This is a genomic window from Escherichia sp. B1147 (assembly GCF_001660175.1).
In the GTDB taxonomy this organism is placed as follows: Bacteria; Pseudomonadota; Gammaproteobacteria; order Enterobacterales; family Enterobacteriaceae; genus Escherichia; species Escherichia whittamii.
Window position 1 is genome coordinate 172,873 of the sequence record NZ_LFHY01000005.1, and the last position, 16,477, is coordinate 189,349.

The following is a 16,477-nucleotide window of genomic DNA, read 5'->3' on the forward strand; positions in this document are numbered from 1 at the left end:
CAGAGATCGTGAGTACATTAGAACAAACAATTGGCAATACCCCTTTGGTGAAGTTGCAGCGGATGGGGCCGGATAACGGCAGTGAAGTGTGGTTAAAACTGGAAGGTAATAACCCGGCGGGGTCGGTAAAAGACCGTGCGGCGCTTTCGATGATTGTCGAGGCCGAAAAACGCGGTGAGATTAAACCGGGCGATGCGTTAATTGAAGCCACCAGTGGCAATACCGGGATTGCGCTGGCAATGATTGCGGCACTGAAAGGCTATCGCATGAAATTGCTGATGCCCGACAACATGAGCCAGGAACGCCGTGCGGCGATGTTGGCTTACGGCGCGGAACTGATTCTGGTTACCAAAGAACAGGGTATGGAAGGGGCGCGCGATCTGGCGCTTGAAATGGCTAATCGCGGTGAAGGTAAACTACTCGATCAGTTTAACAACCCTGATAACCCTTACGCCCATTACACCACCACCGGGCCGGAAATCTGGCAGCAAACAAGTGGGCGCATCACGCATTTTGTCTCCAGCATGGGGACAACTGGCACCATCACCGGCGTTTCACGTTTTATGCGCGAGCAATCCAGTCCTGTGACGATTGTTGGCCTACAGCCGGAAGAGGGCAGCAGTATTCCAGGTATTCGTCGCTGGCCAGCGGAATATCTGCCAGGCATCTTTAACGCTTCGTTGGTGGATGAGGTACTGGATATCCATCAGCGCGATGCGGAAAACACCATGCGTGAACTGGCGGTGCGCGAAGGGATTTTCTGTGGCGTCAGCTCTGGTGGCGCGGTTGCCGGTGCACTGCGCGTGGCAAAAGCCAACCCCGGCGCGGTGGTGGTAGCGATCATCTGCGATCGCGGCGATCGCTACCTTTCTACCGGGGTATTTGGTGAGGAGCACTTTAGCCAGGGCTCAGGGATTTGACGGCACCGTTTTATCCGTCTGCGCAATTAACGCATGTAAAAACGGTTGCGCATTTTCATCGCTCTTACCGGGCATCTTCACGATGTAAGGCTTACCGGTAATCGATGATGACGAAGCCACCTTATCAATAAATTGCTCGGCGGTATCAATGCGGTTGCGCGTGTTGCCGAGCTTCAACTTCAGATGCGAAACTGCTTCATCACAGGTATGTTCATCGCCGTTGCGCACAAATATCAAATCCTTTTTCTGTGCTAATCCATCCAGCATGGCGTTGATGCGGGCTTCTTCGTGGGCAGTTAATTTCGCGTAAGCGGGGAGTGTCATCAACAGCGTAATGACCAGACAAATGATTTTCTTCACTGAATTACCTTATCCTTGTTATGTGATAGCCGATTTGACTGCCAAAATCAGGTAAAGTTTCGGTTGGGATGCGATGAGGATCATCGGCAAGGAGAAAAATTAAATGAGTAGTTTGTTGTTGTTTAACGATAAGAGCAGAGCGTTGCAGGCGGATATTGTCGCTGTGCAGTCGCAGGTGGTGTATGGCAGCGTAGGCAACAGCATCGCCGTGCCTGCTATTAAACAGAACGGTCTGAATGTCTTTGCCGTGCCGACCGTGTTGCTCAGTAATACGCCGCATTATGACACATTCTATGGTGGTGCGATTCCGGACGAATGGTTTAGCGGCTATTTACGCGCACTACAGGAGCGCGATGCACTGCGCCAGCTGCGTGCTGTCACCACAGGTTATATGGGAACCGCGTCGCAAATCAAAATTCTTGCCGAGTGGCTGACTGTATTACGCGAAAATCATCCTGACTTATTGATTATGGTCGATCCGGTGATTGGCGATATTGATAGCGGTATCTACGTCAAACCTGATCTTCCGGAGGCATATCGGCAATATTTGTTGCCACTGGCGCAGGGAATTACGCCAAATATCTTTGAGCTGGAAATCCTGACCGGTAAAAATTGCCGCGATCTTGACAGCGCCATTGCTGCTGCAAAAAGCCTGCTTTCAGAGACATTAAAATGGGTGGTTGTTACCAGCGCCTCCGGTAACGAAGAAAATCAGGAGATGCAGGTGGTGGTGGTCAGTGCCGACAGCGTGAATGTCATTTCCCATTCTCGGGTAAAAACAGACCTTAAAGGAACAGGCGATCTGTTTTGCGCCCAGCTTATTAGTGGCTTGTTGAAAGGTAAGGAATTAACTGACGCGGTACATAGCGCGGGCTTACGCGTGCTGGAGGTGATGCGCTATACCCAGCAGCATGGTAGTGATGAATTGATTTTGCCGCCCCTGACTGAAGCATAAAAAAATGGCGCCATCGGCGCCATTTTTCACTGCGGCAAAAATTACTTCTTGATGCGGATAACCGGGGTTTCACCCACAGTCACGCTACCGGACAGTTTGATCAGTTCTTTGATTTCGTCCATGTTGGAGATAACAACCGGAGTCAGAGTCGACTTGGCTTTCTCTTCCAGCAGCGGGAGATCGAATTCAATCACAGTATCGCCAACTTTCACGCGCTGACCTTCTTCAGCAATACGCTTGAAGCCTTCGCCTTTCAGCTCAACGGTGTCGATACCGAAGTGGACGAACAGCTCAACGCCGCTATCGGATTCGATAGAGAACGCGTGGTTGGTTTCAAAGATTTTACCAATGGTGCCGTCAACCGGAGCGACCATTTTGTTGCCAGTTGGTTTGATAGCAATGCCATCACCAACGATTTTTTCCGCAAAAACGACATCCGGCACGTCTTCGATATTGACGATCTCGCCAGAGAGCGGAGCAATGATCTCAATAGTTCCGGTATCCTTCTTGTCGTCGGAAACCAGAGATTTCAGTTTATCGAACAAACCCATGATCTTCTCCTAAGCAGTAAATTGGGCCGCATCTCGTGGATTAGCAGATTGTTTTTTCTTCAATGAACTTGTTAACCAGCGTCATTAACTCGTCCGTTGTCGGTTGAGCAAGAGCTTGCTCTGCTAACACCTTCGCATCTTCGAAGTTCGTGTTACGGATAATCTTCTTAATGCGCGGGATAGAAATGGCGCTCATAGAGAATTCGTCCAGACCCATCCCCAGCAACAGAAGTGTAGCACGTTCATCGCCAGCAAGCTCACCACACATACCTGTCCATTTGCCTTCAGCATGAGAAGCATCAATAACTTGCTTGATCAAGTTCAGCACGGACGGTGACATTGGCTGGTAAAGGTGTGAAATCATATCATTACCACGGTCAACTGCCAGAGTGTACTGCGTTAAATCATTGGTGCCGATACTAAAGAAATCAACTTCTTTGGCTAAATGACGCGCAATTGTCGCGGCAGCCGGTGTTTCCACCATTACGCCAATTTCAATTGACTCGTCAAACGCTTTACCTTCGTCGCGCAGTTCCTGTTTGTAGATTTCAATCTCTTTGCGCAGTGCACGCACTTCTTCAACAGAGATGATCATCGGGAACATGATGCGCAATTTACCGAAAGCAGAGGCGCGCAGGATAGCGCGAAGCTGATCGCGCAGGATCTCTTTACGATCCATCGCGATACGGATAGCACGCCAGCCGAGGAACGGGTTCTCTTCTTTCGGGAAGTTCATGTACGGCAGCTCTTTATCGCCGCCAATGTCCATGGTACGAACAATAACTGCCTGTGAGCCACACGCTTCAGCCACCGCTTTGTAAGCAGCAAACTGTTCTTCTTCGGTTGGCAGCGCGTCGCGGTCCATGAACAGGAATTCGGTACGATACAAACCAACGCCTTCAGCGCCGTTACGCTCTGCACCTTCAACGTCACGAACAGTACCGATGTTAGCGCACACTTCGACCTGGTGACCGTCCAGCGTAATAGCTGGCAGATCTTTCAGTTTAGCAAGCTCTGCTTTTTCAGAAGCAACTTGCTCCTGAACGGCGCGCAGTTTATCAATAACTTCATTGGTTGGATTGACGTAAACCTGATTGTTTACGGCATCCAGAATCAGATAGTCGTCGTTTTTCACCTGAGAGGTGACGCTACCGGTACCCACGATGGCTGGCAGTTCCAGAGAACGCGCCATGATAGAGGTGTGGGAAGTCCGGCCACCCGCGTCGGTGATGAAACCCAGCACCTTCTTCAGGTTCAGCTGTGCGGTTTCGGACGGCGTCAGGTCAGCGGCAACCAGGATTACTTCATCCTGAATGGCGCTCAGGTCGATGATCTTCAGCCCCAGGATGTTGCGCAGCAGGCGCTTACCGATATCACGTACGTCAGCCGCACGCTCTTTCAGGTATTCGTCATCCAGTTCTTCCAGGGCAGAAGCCTGACCTTCGATAACTTCATGAGCAGCTGCATCAGCGGTCATGTGCTTATCTTTAATCAGGGCTATGATTTCCTGCTCCAGCTCCTCATCTTCGAGCAGCATAATATGCCCTTCAAAGATGGCTTCTTTTTCTTCACCGAACGTTTCACCAGCTTTCGTTTTGATCGTTTCCAGCTGGGCTGATGCCTTGGCACGACCGCTCAGAAAACGTTCAACTTCCTGATCAACCTGGTCGGCAGAAATTTTTTTCCGGTCAATGACGATTTCGTCTTCTTTCAAAAGCAGAGCTTTACCGAAAGCGATACCCGGGGATGCTAAAATGCCTGAAATCATAACCCTACCTTACTTGTGACTGATTTTTAAAAGAACCCGGGAAATTACTCGAGTTCAGCCATCAGTTTAACCAGATGTTCAACCGCTTTTTGCTCGTCTTCGCCTTCTGCAGAGATAGTCACAACGGTGCCTTGAGTCAGGCCCAGAGTCTGCAGTTTGAACAGGCTTTTGGCGCTGGCGCTTTTGCCGTTAGAAGTCACAGTAATTTCAGATGTGAAGCCCTTAGCTTCTTTTACAAACTGGGCAGCAGGGCGGGTGTGCAGACCGTTCGGAGCGGTAATGGTAACTTCTTGCTGGAACATTGTATTTCCCCAACTTATAGGTTTAGTGTTGTGGAACTAAAGTCTAGCCTGGCGGTTCGACTTTAGCCTGTATTGTTAGCGCCAGTTTTAACAGACGCGACGCACGAAGTGCTCTATACAGTCCATTGCTGGCGGATGTTGGCCGCTGACGTTTCGTTCATCATTAAACATTATGCCGCTAAAGGAAGACTTGAACCAAATCATAAAATCGATTCAGCTAAGGCTTTTCCTGTAACGATTAATTTCGCGCATCAAAATAATTAGTCAGGTTAAATACCAGTTCCGACAAGTTGAATCAATGCCAGGAGGGGCGAAAGTTTGAAGCAGGCCACAAAAAAGCACCTGAAAAGGTGCTTTTTTACGCATTTCTAACAAGCTGGCATTACTGTTGCAGTTCTTTCTCGGTAAAGAGATCGGCAAACAGTGCAGTGCTTAAATAACGCTCACCCGATGATGGTAGAATAACCACAATATTCTTATTGGTAAAGCTTTCATCTTCTTGCAGTTTCAACGCCGCAGCAACAGCCGCACCGGAAGAGATCCCGGCAAGAATGCCTTCTTCTTCCATCAGGCGTCGCGCAGTAGAGATGGCTTCTTCATTGGTGATGCCAATAACTTTGTCGACCAGTTTGAGATCAAGGTTAGCAGGGATAAAGCCTGCGCCGATGCCCTGGATTTTATGCGGCCCTGGTTTGATTTCTTCACCTGCCAGCGCCTGGGCGATAACCGGAGAGTCGGTTGGTTCTACGGCAACAGAGATGAGGTCAGTCTTGCCTTTGGTACCTTTAATGTAGCGGCTGACACCGGTCAAAGTACCGCCAGTGCCTACCCCGGCAATAAACACATCGACCTGACCGTCGGTATCTTCCCAGATCTCGGGACCGGTGGTTTTTTCATGAATTTCCGGGTTTGCCGGATTGCTGAATTGTTGCAGCAGCAGGTATTTTTCTGGATTGCTGGCGACAATTTCTTCCGCTTTTTGAATCGCACCTTTCATCCCTTTCGCGCCTTCAGTTAGCACCAGGTTTGCACCTAACGCTTTGAGCAGCTTGCGGCGTTCAATACTCATGGTTTCCGGCATGGTCAGAGTGAGTTTATAACCGCGAGCGGCAGCCACATACGCCAGCGCAATCCCGGTATTGCCGCTGGTTGGCTCCACCAACTCAACGCCCGGTTTCAGTACGCCGCGCTTTTCGGCATCCCAAATCATATTGGCACCGATACGGCACTTAACGCTGAAGCTGGGGTTGCGGGATTCCACCTTCGCCAGAATACGTCCGTTACCGATTCGATTCAGGCGAACCAGCGGTGTGTGACCGATAGTCAGCGAGTTATCTTCAAAAATCTTACTCATGGCCTGTCCTTAACTGTATGAAATTGGGATACAACAGCTAGCATACCCGCTCAGAGAATATGCGGAAGTAAGGATTTAGCATATCTATATGCAGAAGGGAAATAATGGTTCGCAAGATGGAATAAGGGGCGGCATAAGCCACCCCTGTTCCACACATAATGTTTACAAAATAATCGGTAAATTGTTACCGCCACAATGCATGTTTAGCGCGGTAGCAATCGACCCACATCGCCGTAGCGCCACAAACGGCCACCGGCATGATGAACAGGTTGAGTACCGGGATCATCGTGAACAGGCTAGTTAAAGCACCAAACTGCATATTAGTGATTTTGCGCGTGCGCAGGGCAGTGCGCATATCTTTGAATGGTACTTTGTGGTTATCGAACGGATAGTCGCAGTACTGGATGGCTAACATCCAGGCGCTGAACAGGAACCACAGTACCGGTGCGACGGTTTGCCCAATGCCAGGGATGAAGTAAAGGATCAGCAATACAATCGCGCGCGGCAGATACCAGGCAAACTTTTGCCATTCACGTTTCATAATCCGCGGCACATCTTTCATGATGCCGAAAATACCGGTATCCGGTGGCGTAGCGCCAGTCAGTCTTGCTTCCAGTTGTTCAGCCAACAAACCGTTAAACGGTGCGGCAATCCAGTTGGCGATGGTGGAGAAAAAATAGCCAAAAACCAGTAGCACGGAGATAACCGCTACAGGCCACAGCAAATAGCTCAACCATTGCAGCCAGCCAGGTACGTGGCTCATTAATGACGGGATCCAGACATCCAGTTGGCTAAAGAGCCACCAGAACGCGCCTCCCATCAACAAGATATTGATCAACAGCGGTAAGATGACAAAACGCCGAATCCCAGGTTGCGAGACGAGCTTCCAGCCTTGCGCAAAATAGTAAAAACCGCTGCGTGAGGCAGATGTGAATGTTGAAACCATAATCAGGATATGCTCCTTTTGACCAATCCCAGGAAAGTTCTGCGTATTTTACCGGGTAATTGCGCAATGGACAGTTAGGATATGTTCGAAAAAACAGCAAAAAGCACGATTTCATCTATCTTTGTGCTGTGAAAGTTAAGAGTGCACTTGCACTTGAGGTAATCGACAAATACTCTTAGTGAGTAAATGTTTGCCGTGGTGGCAAGGTGTTAGAACAACAGAGAATATAATGATGCAGGATTTGCGTCTGATATTAATCATTGTTGGCGCGATCGCCATAATCGCTTTACTGGTACATGGTTTCTGGACCAGCCGTAAAGAACGATCTTCTATGTTTCGCGATCGGCCACTAAAACGAATGAAGTCAAAACGTGACGACGATTCTTATGACGAGGATGTCGAAGATGATGAGGGTGTTGGTGAGGTTCGTGTTCACCGCGTAAATCATGCCCCGGCTAACGCCCAGGAGCATGAGGCTGCTCGTCCGTCGCCGCAACACCAGTACCAACCGCCTTATGCGTCTGCGCAACCGCGTCAACCGGTCCAGCAGCCGCCTGAAGCGCAGGTACCGCCGCAACATGCTCCGCATTCAGCGCAGCCTGTTCAGCAACCGCAGCCAGTGCAACAACCGCAGCCAGTACAGCAGCCGGCTTACCCGCCGCAGCCTGAACAGCCGGTTGCTTCGCAGGTGCCTCCAGCTCCGCAGCCGGCTTTCCAGACCGCGGAACCTGTAGCGGCACCGCAGCCTGAACCTGTAGCTGAACCAGCGCCTGTGATGGATAAGCCGAAGCGTAAAGAAGCGGTGATCATCATGAACGTCGCGGCGCATCACGGTAGCGAGCTGAACGGTGAACTGCTTCTTAATAGCATTCAACAGGCGGGCTTTATCTTTGGCGATATGAATATTTATCATCGCCATCTTAGCCCGGATGGCAGCGGCCCGGCATTATTCAGCCTGGCGAATATGGTGAAACCGGGAACCTTTGATCCTGAAATGAAGGATTTTACAACGCCGGGGGTCACTATCTTCATGCAGGTGCCGTCTTACGGTGATGAACTGCAAAACTTCAAGCTGATGCTGCAATCTGCGCAGCATATTGCCGATGAAGTAGGCGGCGTAGTGCTTGACGATCAGCGCCGTATGATGACTCCGCAGAAACTGCGCGAGTATCAGGACATCATCCGCGAAGTCAAAGACGCCAACGCCTGATACACTTAGGGCAAATTAACTCCTTTTCGAACCCCCGCTTGTCGGGGGTTTTTAGCATTGATGGTGCGATATGGAATCAATCGAACAACAACTAACAGAACTGCGAACGACGCTTCGCCACCATGAATATCTTTATCATGTGATGGATGCGCCGGAAATTCCCGACGCTGAATACGACAGGCTGATGCGCGAGCTGCGCGAGCTGGAAGCCAAACATCCAGAGCTGATTACTCCTGATTCGCCTACCCAACGTGTAGGTGCAGCGCCGCTGGCAGCCTTTAGCCAGATCCGTCATGAAGTGCCAATGCTGTCGCTGGATAACGTATTTGATGAAGAGAGTTTTCTCGCCTTCAACAAACGCGTACAGGACAGGCTTAAAAGCAACGAAAAAGTGACCTGGTGCTGCGAGTTAAAGCTCGATGGGCTTGCCGTCAGTATTCTGTACGAGAATGGTGTACTGGTAAGCGCGGCGACCCGCGGCGATGGCACCACTGGGGAAGACATCACGTCGAACGTGCGTACCATTCGCGCCATTCCGTTGAAACTGCATGGTGAGAATATTCCAGCACGACTGGAAGTGCGTGGTGAAGTGTTCCTGCCGCAGGCGGGCTTTGAGAAGATTAACGAAGAGGCGCGACGCACGGGCGGGAAAGTGTTTGCTAACCCACGTAATGCGGCGGCAGGTTCTCTGCGCCAGCTTGATCCGCGTATTACTGCGAAGCGACCGCTTACTTTCTTCTGCTATGGCGTTGGCGTACTGGAAGGTGGCGAGCTGCCGGACACTCATCTGGGCCGTTTAATGCAGTTTAAAGCGTGGGGATTACCTGTCAGCGATCGGGTAACGCTTTGCGAATCAGCAGAAGACGTGCTGGCGTTTTACCACAAAGTGGAAGAGGACCGCCCGACGCTGGGCTTTGATATTGACGGTGTAGTCATTAAGGTCAACTCGCTGGCGCAGCAGGAACAACTTGGCTTTGTTTCCCGCGCCCCGCGCTGGGCTGTTGCGTTTAAATTCCCGGCGCAGGAACAAATGACTTTCGTGCGCGACGTTGAGTTTCAGGTTGGGCGTACAGGCGCGATTACGCCCGTTGCGCGTCTGGAACCTGTCCATGTTGCAGGCGTGCTGGTGAGCAACGCCACACTGCATAACGCGGACGAAATTGAACGTCTCGGTTTACGTATTGGCGATAAAGTAGTGATTCGCCGCGCAGGTGACGTGATCCCACAAGTGGTTAACGTCGTGCTTTCTGAACGACCGGAAGATACCCGTGCGGTAGAGTTCCCTACACACTGTCCGGTTTGTGGCTCCGACGTCGAGCGTGTAGAAGGCGAAGCCGTGGCCCGCTGTACAGGTGGCCTGATTTGCGGTGCTCAACGTAAAGAATCGCTGAAACACTTTGTTTCCCGTCGTGCGATGGACGTTGACGGCATGGGTGACAAAATTATCGACCAGCTGGTTGAAAAAGAATACGTCCACACTCCGGCGGACCTGTTCAAACTCACCGCAGGCAAACTTACCGGACTGGAGCGAATGGGGCCGAAATCGGCACAAAATGTGGTTAACGCACTGGAAAAAGCGAAAGAAACCACCTTTGCCCGCTTCCTCTATGCACTTGGCATCCGTGAAGTCGGTGAGGCTACCGCAGCAGGTCTGGCGGCATATTTTGGCACGCTGGAAGCGCTGGAATCAGCCTCGATTGAAGAGCTGCAAAAAGTGCCAGACGTCGGGATCGTGGTGGCATCTCACGTTCACAACTTCTTTGCCGAAGAAAGCAACCGCAATGTCATCAGCGAGCTGTTGGCGGAAGGTGTTCACTGGCCTGCGCCGATCGTTATTAACGCAGAAGAGATCGACAGCCCGTTTGCGGGTAAAACCGTGGTGCTTACGGGCAGCTTAAGCCAGATGTCGCGTGATGACGCTAAAGCTCGCCTGGTCGCGCTGGGCGCGAAAGTGGCGGGCAGCGTTTCGAAGAAAACCGATCTGGTGATTGCTGGTGAAGCCGCTGGCTCTAAACTGGCGAAAGCGCAGGAACTGGGCATTGAAGTCATCGACGAAGCTGAAATGCTGCGTTTGCTGGGGAGCTGAGGTGGAGAAAGAGCAGCTGATTGAAATTGCCAATACGATGATGCCGTTTGGCAAGTACAAAGGGCGTCGCTTAATAGACCTGCCGGAAGAGTATCTACTGTGGTTTGCCCGCAAAGATGAGTTCCCGGCAGGCAAACTCGGTGAGCTAATGCAAATCACGTTGCTGATTAAAACCGAGGGGCTGACGCAACTGGTCCAGCCCCTGAAACGTCCGCTTTAAACTTTTCCGGCGCTGCTTTCCTGCTGCGGCTGTAGTTGCTCGGTCTGGCGCTTATAACGACGCGCCAGCACCGCGCAGACCATCAGTTGGATCTGATGGAAAATCATCAACGGCAGTACCATCATACCGATCACCGATGTGGGGAACAGAATGTTCGCCATCGGAATACCATTCGCCAGACTCTTTTTCGAACCACAGAAGACGATAGTGATTTCATCTGCTTTATTGAAACCCAGTCGACGCGCCATAAAGACGTTAATCACAATCACAATCGCCAGCAATACGCAGCTGACCACCACAATAAACAGCAGCGAACCCCAACCGACTTTGTGCCAGATGCCGTTAACGACGGCTTCGCTGAATGCCGTATAAACGACTAAAAGAATGGATGTCTGGTCGGTTTTCGCTATCCACTTTTTATTGCGTGCTACCCAGTTACCAATCCACGGGCGAGAAAGATGTCCCAGCACGAACGGCAGCAGTAGTTGCAACATAATCTTACCGACCTGTTCCAGACTGCCTTCTGCACCGTGAATATTCATTACCAGACCGACCAGCAACGGCGAAAGGAAAATCCCCAGCAGGCTGGATGCCGATGCAGAACACACCGCCGCCGCGACATTACCGCCCGCCATTGAAGTAAAGGCGATTGCAGACTGCACGGTAGCCGGGAGAATGCACAAATAGAGAAAACCGGAATAGAGCATGGGATCGACATTTACCGGTTTCCACCAGGCAAACAGTACGCCCAGAATCGGAAACAGTACGAAGGTGCTGCACATTACCCACAAATGTAACCGCCAGTGACTACCGCCAGCGATTATCGCCTCACGGGACAGCTTCGCGCCGTGCATAAAGAACAACAGGGCAATAGCTGCCGTGGTCAGATTTTCAAAGAAGGGAACAAAACCGCCTCTGGCCGGAAAGAAAGAAGCCAGTAATACCACCGTGATCAGGGTTAAAGTGAAAGGATCGAGGATACGAAAAAGTTTCATAAAGACTCCAGATGACCGATGGCACTATTGTGCTTCTTTCAGTTTGAGAAATAAAATCGATTTATTGCATTCATTCATGAAGAAAATAGATGAATTACTCTTTAAAACAATTAAATATTTTCTTCACAGTAGTGCAGGAAGAATCGGTCACGTTCAACAGCGGCTGAAGCATCAGAGGACGTGGTGCAAAAACAGGAGGGAATAGTGATGGCAGGGCGAGAAGGGCATTTGCTGTATCATATATAGTGTTATGTATTTCTGCCGGGAATCCCGGCAGAAATGGTTCAGAAGTTAAATTTGACCGAGTAAATGATGGCGTCCTGATACCAGGCTTCTCCCAGCTTGTCGTCCGCGTAGCGATACTGGAGTCCCGTAGTTATATTTGGGGTAGCGTTCCACCAGAGGGCGACCGCACCGTTCAGCCCTTCCTTACCGCCATTACCTACTGCGTAAGTGGCATCACGGTCAAACTCGTACTCGTTCCAGTTGGTGAGGGTGAATTTCTCACTGCCCAGCATAAAGCTGTAACCCGCAACCCAACCCGCTACGTAGCCGTTATCGCCAGTGTAATAGGTTTGATCCGTATAGCGTTTAGCGAAAAACGGTTTGAACCACCACCCCTTGCCAGTAAGGTTGTAGCCGATACCGTACAGGAACATATCATCGTGGAAATTTATCCGATTTGCAGAACCGTAGGTGCCATACGCGTGCAGGTAGAGATTAAATCCGGTATCGCCCAGGTAAATGCGGTTGGTATTTTTAAAGGTATAACGCTGCTCGCTACCTGGTTTATCGTGGCGGTCGTTATAAAAGTTTTCCCAGTCGAAGAACCCGTACATTTCTCCCCAACTAAAGTTAGCGCCGCCTTCCAGTTCAAGATAACCAAAATCATCTTTGTGTGATTTGGTCGACGATTTCTCAGTCGTTCGACTGGTCCAGTCCAGGTAATGCATGCCGATATCTGCAAACCCACCTTTAAATTCTGCATGAGATATAACAGGTATGGCTAATAAAGAGGAGAGTGTCAGAGTCAGAAGATGTTTTTTCATAGCATAAATCCCTATGCCGATCGTTATTAGTAGATTGCTTAATAAAGTAGTTGCTTAAAAACGGCATATTGTTAATGCAATGGAGTAAATATCGCCAATACAGTTTTTGCTGAGAATTAATAGTGAAAAGATATAAATCCATCGATATCGAATCACTATTGAATGCGTGAAAAAAGTGTATTGGTAAGAGCCGGGACAACCTCGCTATAAAAAGGCGTTAGATTCAACCCTACAGAAAAAGGATATATATGTCTCAGGCAAATTTTTCTCATAACCCGCTGTATTGCGTCGATATTATCCAGGCTTATAAACCTGATTTCACGCCACGAGTGGCCTTTATTTTAGGTTCCGGGCTAGGCGCGCTAGCCGATCAGATTGAGAACGCTGTCGCAATTTCCTACGAAAAGTTGCCTGGATTCCCGGTGAGTACCGTTCATGGTCATGCGGGTGAACTGGTGCTGGGTCACCTCCAGGGCGTACCGGTGGCATGCATGAAAGGTCGGGGACATTTCTATGAAGGTCGTGGAATGACCATCATGACCGACGCGATTCGTACTTTCAAATTGCTGGGCTGTGAACTGCTGTTCTGCACCAATGCGGCGGGCTCACTGCGTCCGGAAGTTGGTGCGGGCAGTCTGGTTGCGCTGAAAGACCACATTAACACCATGCCGGGTACACCGATGGTGGGGCCGAACGATGAACGCTTTGGAGAACGTTTCTTCTCGCTGGCGAATGCCTACGATGCGGATTATCGGGCACTGTTGCAAAAAGTGGCGAAAGAAGAGGGTTTCCCTCTGACGGAAGGTGTATTTGTTTCGTATCCGGGGCCGAATTTCGAAACGGCGGCTGAAATTCGCATGATGCAAATTATTGGCGGGGATGTCGTTGGAATGTCCGTTGTGCCTGAAGTTATTTCAGCACGCCATTGTGACCTGAAGGTGGTAGCCGTTTCTGCGATTACCAATATGGCGGAAGGTCTGAGTGACGTGAAGTTGTCACATGCCCAAACGCTGGCGGCAGCGGAGCTCTCCAGGCAGAACTTTATCAATCTTATTTGCGGGTTTCTGCGCAAAATTGCCTGATTAAAACAACAAGAAACGGCCTCTCGGGTGAGGCCACATGATGCGACAAGGAAACGATTATGAGCATCGCTTTGCGCCTAAAGGTAATGTCCTTTTTGCAATATTTTATCTGGGGGAGCTGGCTGGTTACCCTCGGTTCTTACATGATTAATACCCTCCATTTTACCGGCGCTAACGTCGGCATGGTTTACAGTTCCAAAGGTATTGCCGCGATTATTATGCCAGGCATTATGGGGATCATCGCGGACAAATGGCTGCGCGCTGAACGTGCATACATGCTGTGCCATCTGGTGTGCGCTGGCGTACTTTTTTATGCAGCATCCGTCAGTGATCCGGATACGATGTTTTGGGTGATGTTAGTCAATGCGATGGCATTTATGCCGACTATCGCATTATCGAACAGCGTCTCTTACTCTTGCCTTGCCCAGGCAGGGCTTGACCCGGTGACGGCTTTCCCACCTATTCGCGTTTTTGGTACGGTGGGGTTCATCATCGCGATGTGGGCGGTAAGCTTACTGCATCTGGAATTGAGCAGCCTGCAGCTGTACATCGCGTCCGGTGCGTCTCTGCTACTGTCGGCTTACGCGTTAACGCTGCCTAAGATCCCTGTTGCGCAGAAAAAAACGACCACTTCGCTTGCCAGTAAGCTCGGTCTGGATGCTTTCGTGCTGTTCAAAAATCCACGCATGGCCATCTTTTTCCTCTTCGCCATGATGCTGGGCGCAGTACTGCAAATTACCAACGTTTTTGGCAACCCGTTCCTGCATGATTTTGCCCGTAACCCGGAGTTTGTTGATAGCTTCGTGGTGAAATATCCGTCCATTTTACTGTCAGTTTCACAGATGGCTGAAGTCGGTTTCATTCTGACGATTCCGTTCTTTTTAAAGCGTTTCGGTATCAAAACGGTCATGCTTATGAGTATGGTGGCCTGGACGCTGCGCTTTGGTTTCTTCGCTTATGGCGATCCGTCACCAGCCGGGTTTATTTTGCTGCTGCTGTCGATGATTGTTTACGGCTGTGCATTCGATTTCTTCAATATTTCCGGTTCGGTTTTTGTCGAACAGGAAGTTGATTCCAGCATTCGTGCCAGCGCACAAGGGCTCTTTATGACCATGGTAAATGGTGTCGGTGCTTGGGTTGGCTCGATTCTGAGCGGTATGGCAGTAGATTACTTCTCGGTAGATGGCGTAAAAGACTGGCAAACTATCTGGCTGATGTTTGCAGGATATTCTCTTTTCCTCGCAGTGATATTTTTCTTTGGGTTTAAATATAACCATGACCCTGAAAAGATAACACATCGAACAGTGACACATTAAAAGGATTGACAGCTCTGTTTTCCGGAGCTGTTTTTATGATAAAGGTTATTAAGTGAAAGATATTTTATTTTCTTCGGGCGTCGGTTTTGGCATTGGTGCTTTATTTACAATCGTGCGATTACCTATTCCTGTGCCAAATGTATTGCCGGGTATATTATCCATTGTGTTTATGTATGTAGGTTATCTGGTGGTGAAATACTTTATGCCGTGATAATTTAACAAAATGTATTTATTAAACGGAGCACTTAATTATGGAACGCATTTACAGAACAGACCTTAAGTTGCTTCGTTATTTTCTTGCTGTAGCAGAAGAGTTACATTTTGGCCGCGCAGCGGCACGTTTAAATATGTCTCAGCCTCCGCTCAGTATTCATATTAAAGAGCTGGAAAATCAACTCGGCACACAGCTTTTCATTCGTCATTCGCGCAGTGTCGCTCTGACACACGCGGGAAAAATCTTGATGGAAGAATCGCGGCGGTTGCTGATGAATGCAAATCAGATGTTGGCTCGGATTGAACAAATAGGCCGGGGAGAAGCAGGGCGGATTGAACTCGGTGTGGTCGGGACGGCAATGTGGGGACGGATGCGGCCGGTTATGCGGCGATTCCTCAGGGAAAACCCCAACGTTGAAGTACTGTTTCGCGAAAAGATGCCTGCGATGCAAATGGCGCTGTTGGAGCGCCGCGAACTCGATGCCGGGATCTGGCGAATGGCGACAGAACCACCGGAAGATTTTACCAGCTTACGCTTGCATGAATCGGCGTTTCTGGTGGCGATGCCTGAAGAGCATTACCTCTCATCATATTCCGCCGTTCCGCTGGAAGCTCTACGTGACGAGTATTTTGTCACAATGCCGCCCGTGTACACTGACTGGGATTTTTTGCAGCGCGTTTGTCAGCAGGCGGGGTTTTCACCGGTTGTTATTCGCGAAGTTAATGAACCGCAAACGGTGCTGGCCATGATCAGTATGGGCATTGGTATCACATTGATAGCAGACAGCTATGCACAGATGAACTGGCCAGGTGTCATTTTCCGTCCGCTCAGAGAGCGCATCCCGGCAGATTTATATATTGTTTATGAAACACAGCAGGTGACGCCCGCGATGGTTAAGCTGTTGGCAGCATTGACACAGTAGGCGAGGGGGATTGCCGGAAATCGTAGGTCTGATAAACGAAGCGCATAAATCACACGTAGCAAAAAGGCGCCTTTAGGGCGCCTTTTTACATTGGTGGGTCGTGCAGGATGACTCGCTTCGCTCGCCCTTCGGGCCGTCGCCGCGAGCGGCTCCGTTGTTTCGCTGCGCTCAACTCGAACCTGCTGCAGGTTCGAATCTTTGAATATCGCACATAGCAAAAAGGCGCC

17 protein-coding genes, 1 other RNA gene and 1 pseudogene are annotated in these 16,477 nt (G+C 50.1%); 10 read left to right on the plus strand and 9 right to left on the minus strand.

The window, feature by feature from the left end; translation table 11 throughout:
* Positions 1 to 8 precede the first annotated feature (8 nt).
* Positions 9 to 920: a cysteine synthase CysM gene (gene cysM / locus A9180_RS03965; RefSeq protein WP_064526351.1), complete on the plus strand. Its 912-nt coding sequence runs from the start codon at positions 9 to 11 to the stop codon at positions 918 to 920.
* Here cysM and A9180_RS03970 read toward each other — a convergent pair.
* On the minus strand, positions 909 to 1,280 hold the full coding sequence (locus A9180_RS03970; RefSeq protein ID WP_064526353.1) for a YfeK family protein: 372 nt from the start codon (positions 1,278 to 1,280) through the stop codon (positions 909 to 911). The genes cysM and A9180_RS03970 overlap by 12 nt on opposite strands.
* A gap of 103 nt (positions 1,281 to 1,383) precedes the next feature.
* On the opposite strand from A9180_RS03970, the gene pdxK reads away from it, so the two are divergent.
* The gene (gene pdxK, locus A9180_RS03975; RefSeq protein WP_064526356.1) at positions 1,384 to 2,235 is read left to right on the plus strand and encodes a pyridoxine/pyridoxal/pyridoxamine kinase; all 852 of its coding nucleotides are present in this window, start codon (positions 1,384 to 1,386) and stop codon (positions 2,233 to 2,235) included.
* Positions 2,236 to 2,276: 41 nt separating this feature from the next.
* Here pdxK and crr read toward each other — a convergent pair whose 3' ends face one another.
* The 5 genes from crr to cysZ form a co-directional block, all read right to left on the minus strand.
* On the minus strand, positions 2,277 to 2,786 hold the full coding sequence (gene crr / locus A9180_RS03980) for a PTS glucose transporter subunit IIA (RefSeq protein ID WP_000522247.1): 510 nt from the start codon (positions 2,784 to 2,786) through the stop codon (positions 2,277 to 2,279).
* 40 nt (positions 2,787 to 2,826) lie between these two features.
* Entirely contained in the window at positions 2,827 to 4,554 is a 1,728-nt protein-coding gene (ptsI, locus tag A9180_RS03985) for a phosphoenolpyruvate-protein phosphotransferase PtsI (RefSeq protein WP_000623129.1), read from the minus strand.
* Positions 4,555 to 4,598: 44 nt separating this feature from the next.
* Positions 4,599 to 4,856: a phosphocarrier protein Hpr gene (gene ptsH / locus A9180_RS03990; protein ID WP_000487600.1), complete on the minus strand. Its 258-nt coding sequence runs from the start codon at positions 4,854 to 4,856 to the stop codon at positions 4,599 to 4,601.
* 382 nt (positions 4,857 to 5,238) lie between these two features.
* Positions 5,239 to 6,210, minus strand: a complete 972-nt coding sequence (gene cysK, locus A9180_RS03995; protein ID WP_000034402.1) for a cysteine synthase A — start codon at positions 6,208 to 6,210, stop codon at positions 5,239 to 5,241.
* Positions 6,211 to 6,394: 184 nt separating this feature from the next.
* Positions 6,395 to 7,156 carry a sulfate transporter CysZ gene (cysZ, locus tag A9180_RS04000; RefSeq protein ID WP_064526358.1) on the minus strand — a complete coding sequence of 254 codons (762 nt, stop codon included), beginning with the start codon at positions 7,154 to 7,156 and terminating at the stop codon, positions 6,395 to 6,397.
* A 229-nt stretch (positions 7,157 to 7,385) separates the two neighbouring features.
* Here cysZ and zipA point away from each other — a divergent pair, with 229 nt between their 5' ends.
* From zipA to A9180_RS04015, 3 genes are all read left to right on the plus strand, one after another.
* Positions 7,386 to 8,366, plus strand: coding sequence for a cell division protein ZipA (zipA, locus tag A9180_RS04005; RefSeq protein WP_064526360.1), 981 nt, complete (start codon positions 7,386 to 7,388; stop codon positions 8,364 to 8,366).
* Positions 8,367 to 8,436: 70 nt separating this feature from the next.
* Positions 8,437 to 10,452 carry an NAD-dependent DNA ligase LigA gene (gene ligA, locus A9180_RS04010; RefSeq protein ID WP_064526362.1) on the plus strand — a complete coding sequence of 672 codons (2,016 nt, stop codon included), beginning with the start codon at positions 8,437 to 8,439 and terminating at the stop codon, positions 10,450 to 10,452.
* Between the two features lies 1 nt (position 10,453).
* The gene (locus A9180_RS04015; protein WP_064526364.1) at positions 10,454 to 10,672 is read left to right on the plus strand and encodes a DUF3820 family protein; all 219 of its coding nucleotides are present in this window, start codon (positions 10,454 to 10,456) and stop codon (positions 10,670 to 10,672) included.
* Here the strand turns inward: A9180_RS04015 and A9180_RS04020 are convergent.
* Positions 10,669 to 11,667, minus strand: a complete 999-nt coding sequence (locus tag A9180_RS04020; RefSeq protein ID WP_064526366.1) for a bile acid:sodium symporter family protein — start codon at positions 11,665 to 11,667, stop codon at positions 10,669 to 10,671. The genes A9180_RS04015 and A9180_RS04020 overlap by 4 nt on opposite strands.
* A 135-nt stretch (positions 11,668 to 11,802) precedes the next feature.
* Between A9180_RS04020 and A9180_RS24685 the strand changes: the two are divergent.
* A pseudogene (locus tag A9180_RS24685) lies at positions 11,803 to 11,913 on the plus strand (LysR family transcriptional regulator); the annotation flags it as partial.
* A 38-nt stretch (positions 11,914 to 11,951) separates the two neighbouring features.
* Here the strand turns inward: A9180_RS24685 and A9180_RS04025 are convergent.
* A complete protein-coding gene (locus tag A9180_RS04025) occupies positions 11,952 to 12,716 on the minus strand; it encodes an outer membrane protein OmpK (protein WP_064526368.1) in 765 nt (254 codons plus the stop codon).
* Positions 12,717 to 12,964: 248 nt separating this feature from the next.
* On the opposite strand from A9180_RS04025, the gene xapA reads away from it, so the two are divergent.
* The 4 genes from xapA to xapR are packed head-to-tail and all read left to right on the plus strand — an operon-like array spanning position 12,965 to position 16,250.
* Complete coding sequence (gene xapA, locus A9180_RS04030; RefSeq protein WP_064526370.1) at positions 12,965 to 13,798, plus strand: xanthosine phosphorylase; 834 nt, start codon at positions 12,965 to 12,967, stop codon at positions 13,796 to 13,798.
* A 59-nt stretch (positions 13,799 to 13,857) separates the two neighbouring features.
* A complete protein-coding gene (gene xapB, locus A9180_RS04035; protein WP_064526371.1) occupies positions 13,858 to 15,114 on the plus strand; it encodes a xanthosine/proton symporter XapB in 1,257 nt (418 codons plus the stop codon).
* A 52-nt stretch (positions 15,115 to 15,166) separates the two neighbouring features.
* Positions 15,167 to 15,325, plus strand: a complete 159-nt coding sequence (locus tag A9180_RS04040) for a DUF1427 family protein (RefSeq protein ID WP_000651752.1) — start codon at positions 15,167 to 15,169, stop codon at positions 15,323 to 15,325.
* A 40-nt stretch (positions 15,326 to 15,365) separates the two neighbouring features.
* On the plus strand, positions 15,366 to 16,250 hold the full coding sequence (gene xapR / locus A9180_RS04045; RefSeq protein WP_064526373.1) for a DNA-binding transcriptional regulator XapR: 885 nt from the start codon (positions 15,366 to 15,368) through the stop codon (positions 16,248 to 16,250).
* Positions 16,251 to 16,341: 91 nt separating this feature from the next.
* On the opposite strand, the gene A9180_RS04050 is transcribed toward xapR, so the two are convergent.
* A non-coding RNA gene (locus A9180_RS04050) (RtT sRNA) lies at positions 16,342 to 16,475 on the minus strand.
* Positions 16,476 to 16,477 lie beyond the last annotated feature (2 nt).

Coding starts and splice junctions, on each gene's coding strand:
- pdxK (WP_064526356.1), top strand. CDS start 1,384: ATGAGTAGTTTGTTGTTGTTTAACGATAAGAGCAGAGCGTTGCAGGCG.
- crr (WP_000522247.1), bottom strand. CDS start 2,786: ATGGGTTTGTTCGATAAACTGAAATCTCTGGTTTCCGACGACAAGAAG.
- ptsI (WP_000623129.1), bottom strand. CDS start 4,554: ATGATTTCAGGCATTTTAGCATCCCCGGGTATCGCTTTCGGTAAAGCT.
- ptsH (WP_000487600.1), bottom strand. CDS start 4,856: ATGTTCCAGCAAGAAGTTACCATTACCGCTCCGAACGGTCTGCACACC.
- cysK (WP_000034402.1), bottom strand. CDS start 6,210: ATGAGTAAGATTTTTGAAGATAACTCGCTGACTATCGGTCACACACCG.
- cysZ (WP_064526358.1), bottom strand. CDS start 7,156: ATGGTTTCAACATTCACATCTGCCTCACGCAGCGGTTTTTACTATTTT.
- zipA (WP_064526360.1), top strand. CDS start 7,386: ATGATGCAGGATTTGCGTCTGATATTAATCATTGTTGGCGCGATCGCC.
- ligA (WP_064526362.1), top strand. CDS start 8,437: ATGGAATCAATCGAACAACAACTAACAGAACTGCGAACGACGCTTCGC.
- A9180_RS04020 (WP_064526366.1), bottom strand. CDS start 11,667: ATGAAACTTTTTCGTATCCTCGATCCTTTCACTTTAACCCTGATCACG.
- A9180_RS04025 (WP_064526368.1), bottom strand. CDS start 12,716: ATGAAAAAACATCTTCTGACTCTGACACTCTCCTCTTTATTAGCCATA.
- xapA (WP_064526370.1), top strand. CDS start 12,965: ATGTCTCAGGCAAATTTTTCTCATAACCCGCTGTATTGCGTCGATATT.
- xapB (WP_064526371.1), top strand. CDS start 13,858: ATGAGCATCGCTTTGCGCCTAAAGGTAATGTCCTTTTTGCAATATTTT.
- xapR (WP_064526373.1), top strand. CDS start 15,366: ATGGAACGCATTTACAGAACAGACCTTAAGTTGCTTCGTTATTTTCTT.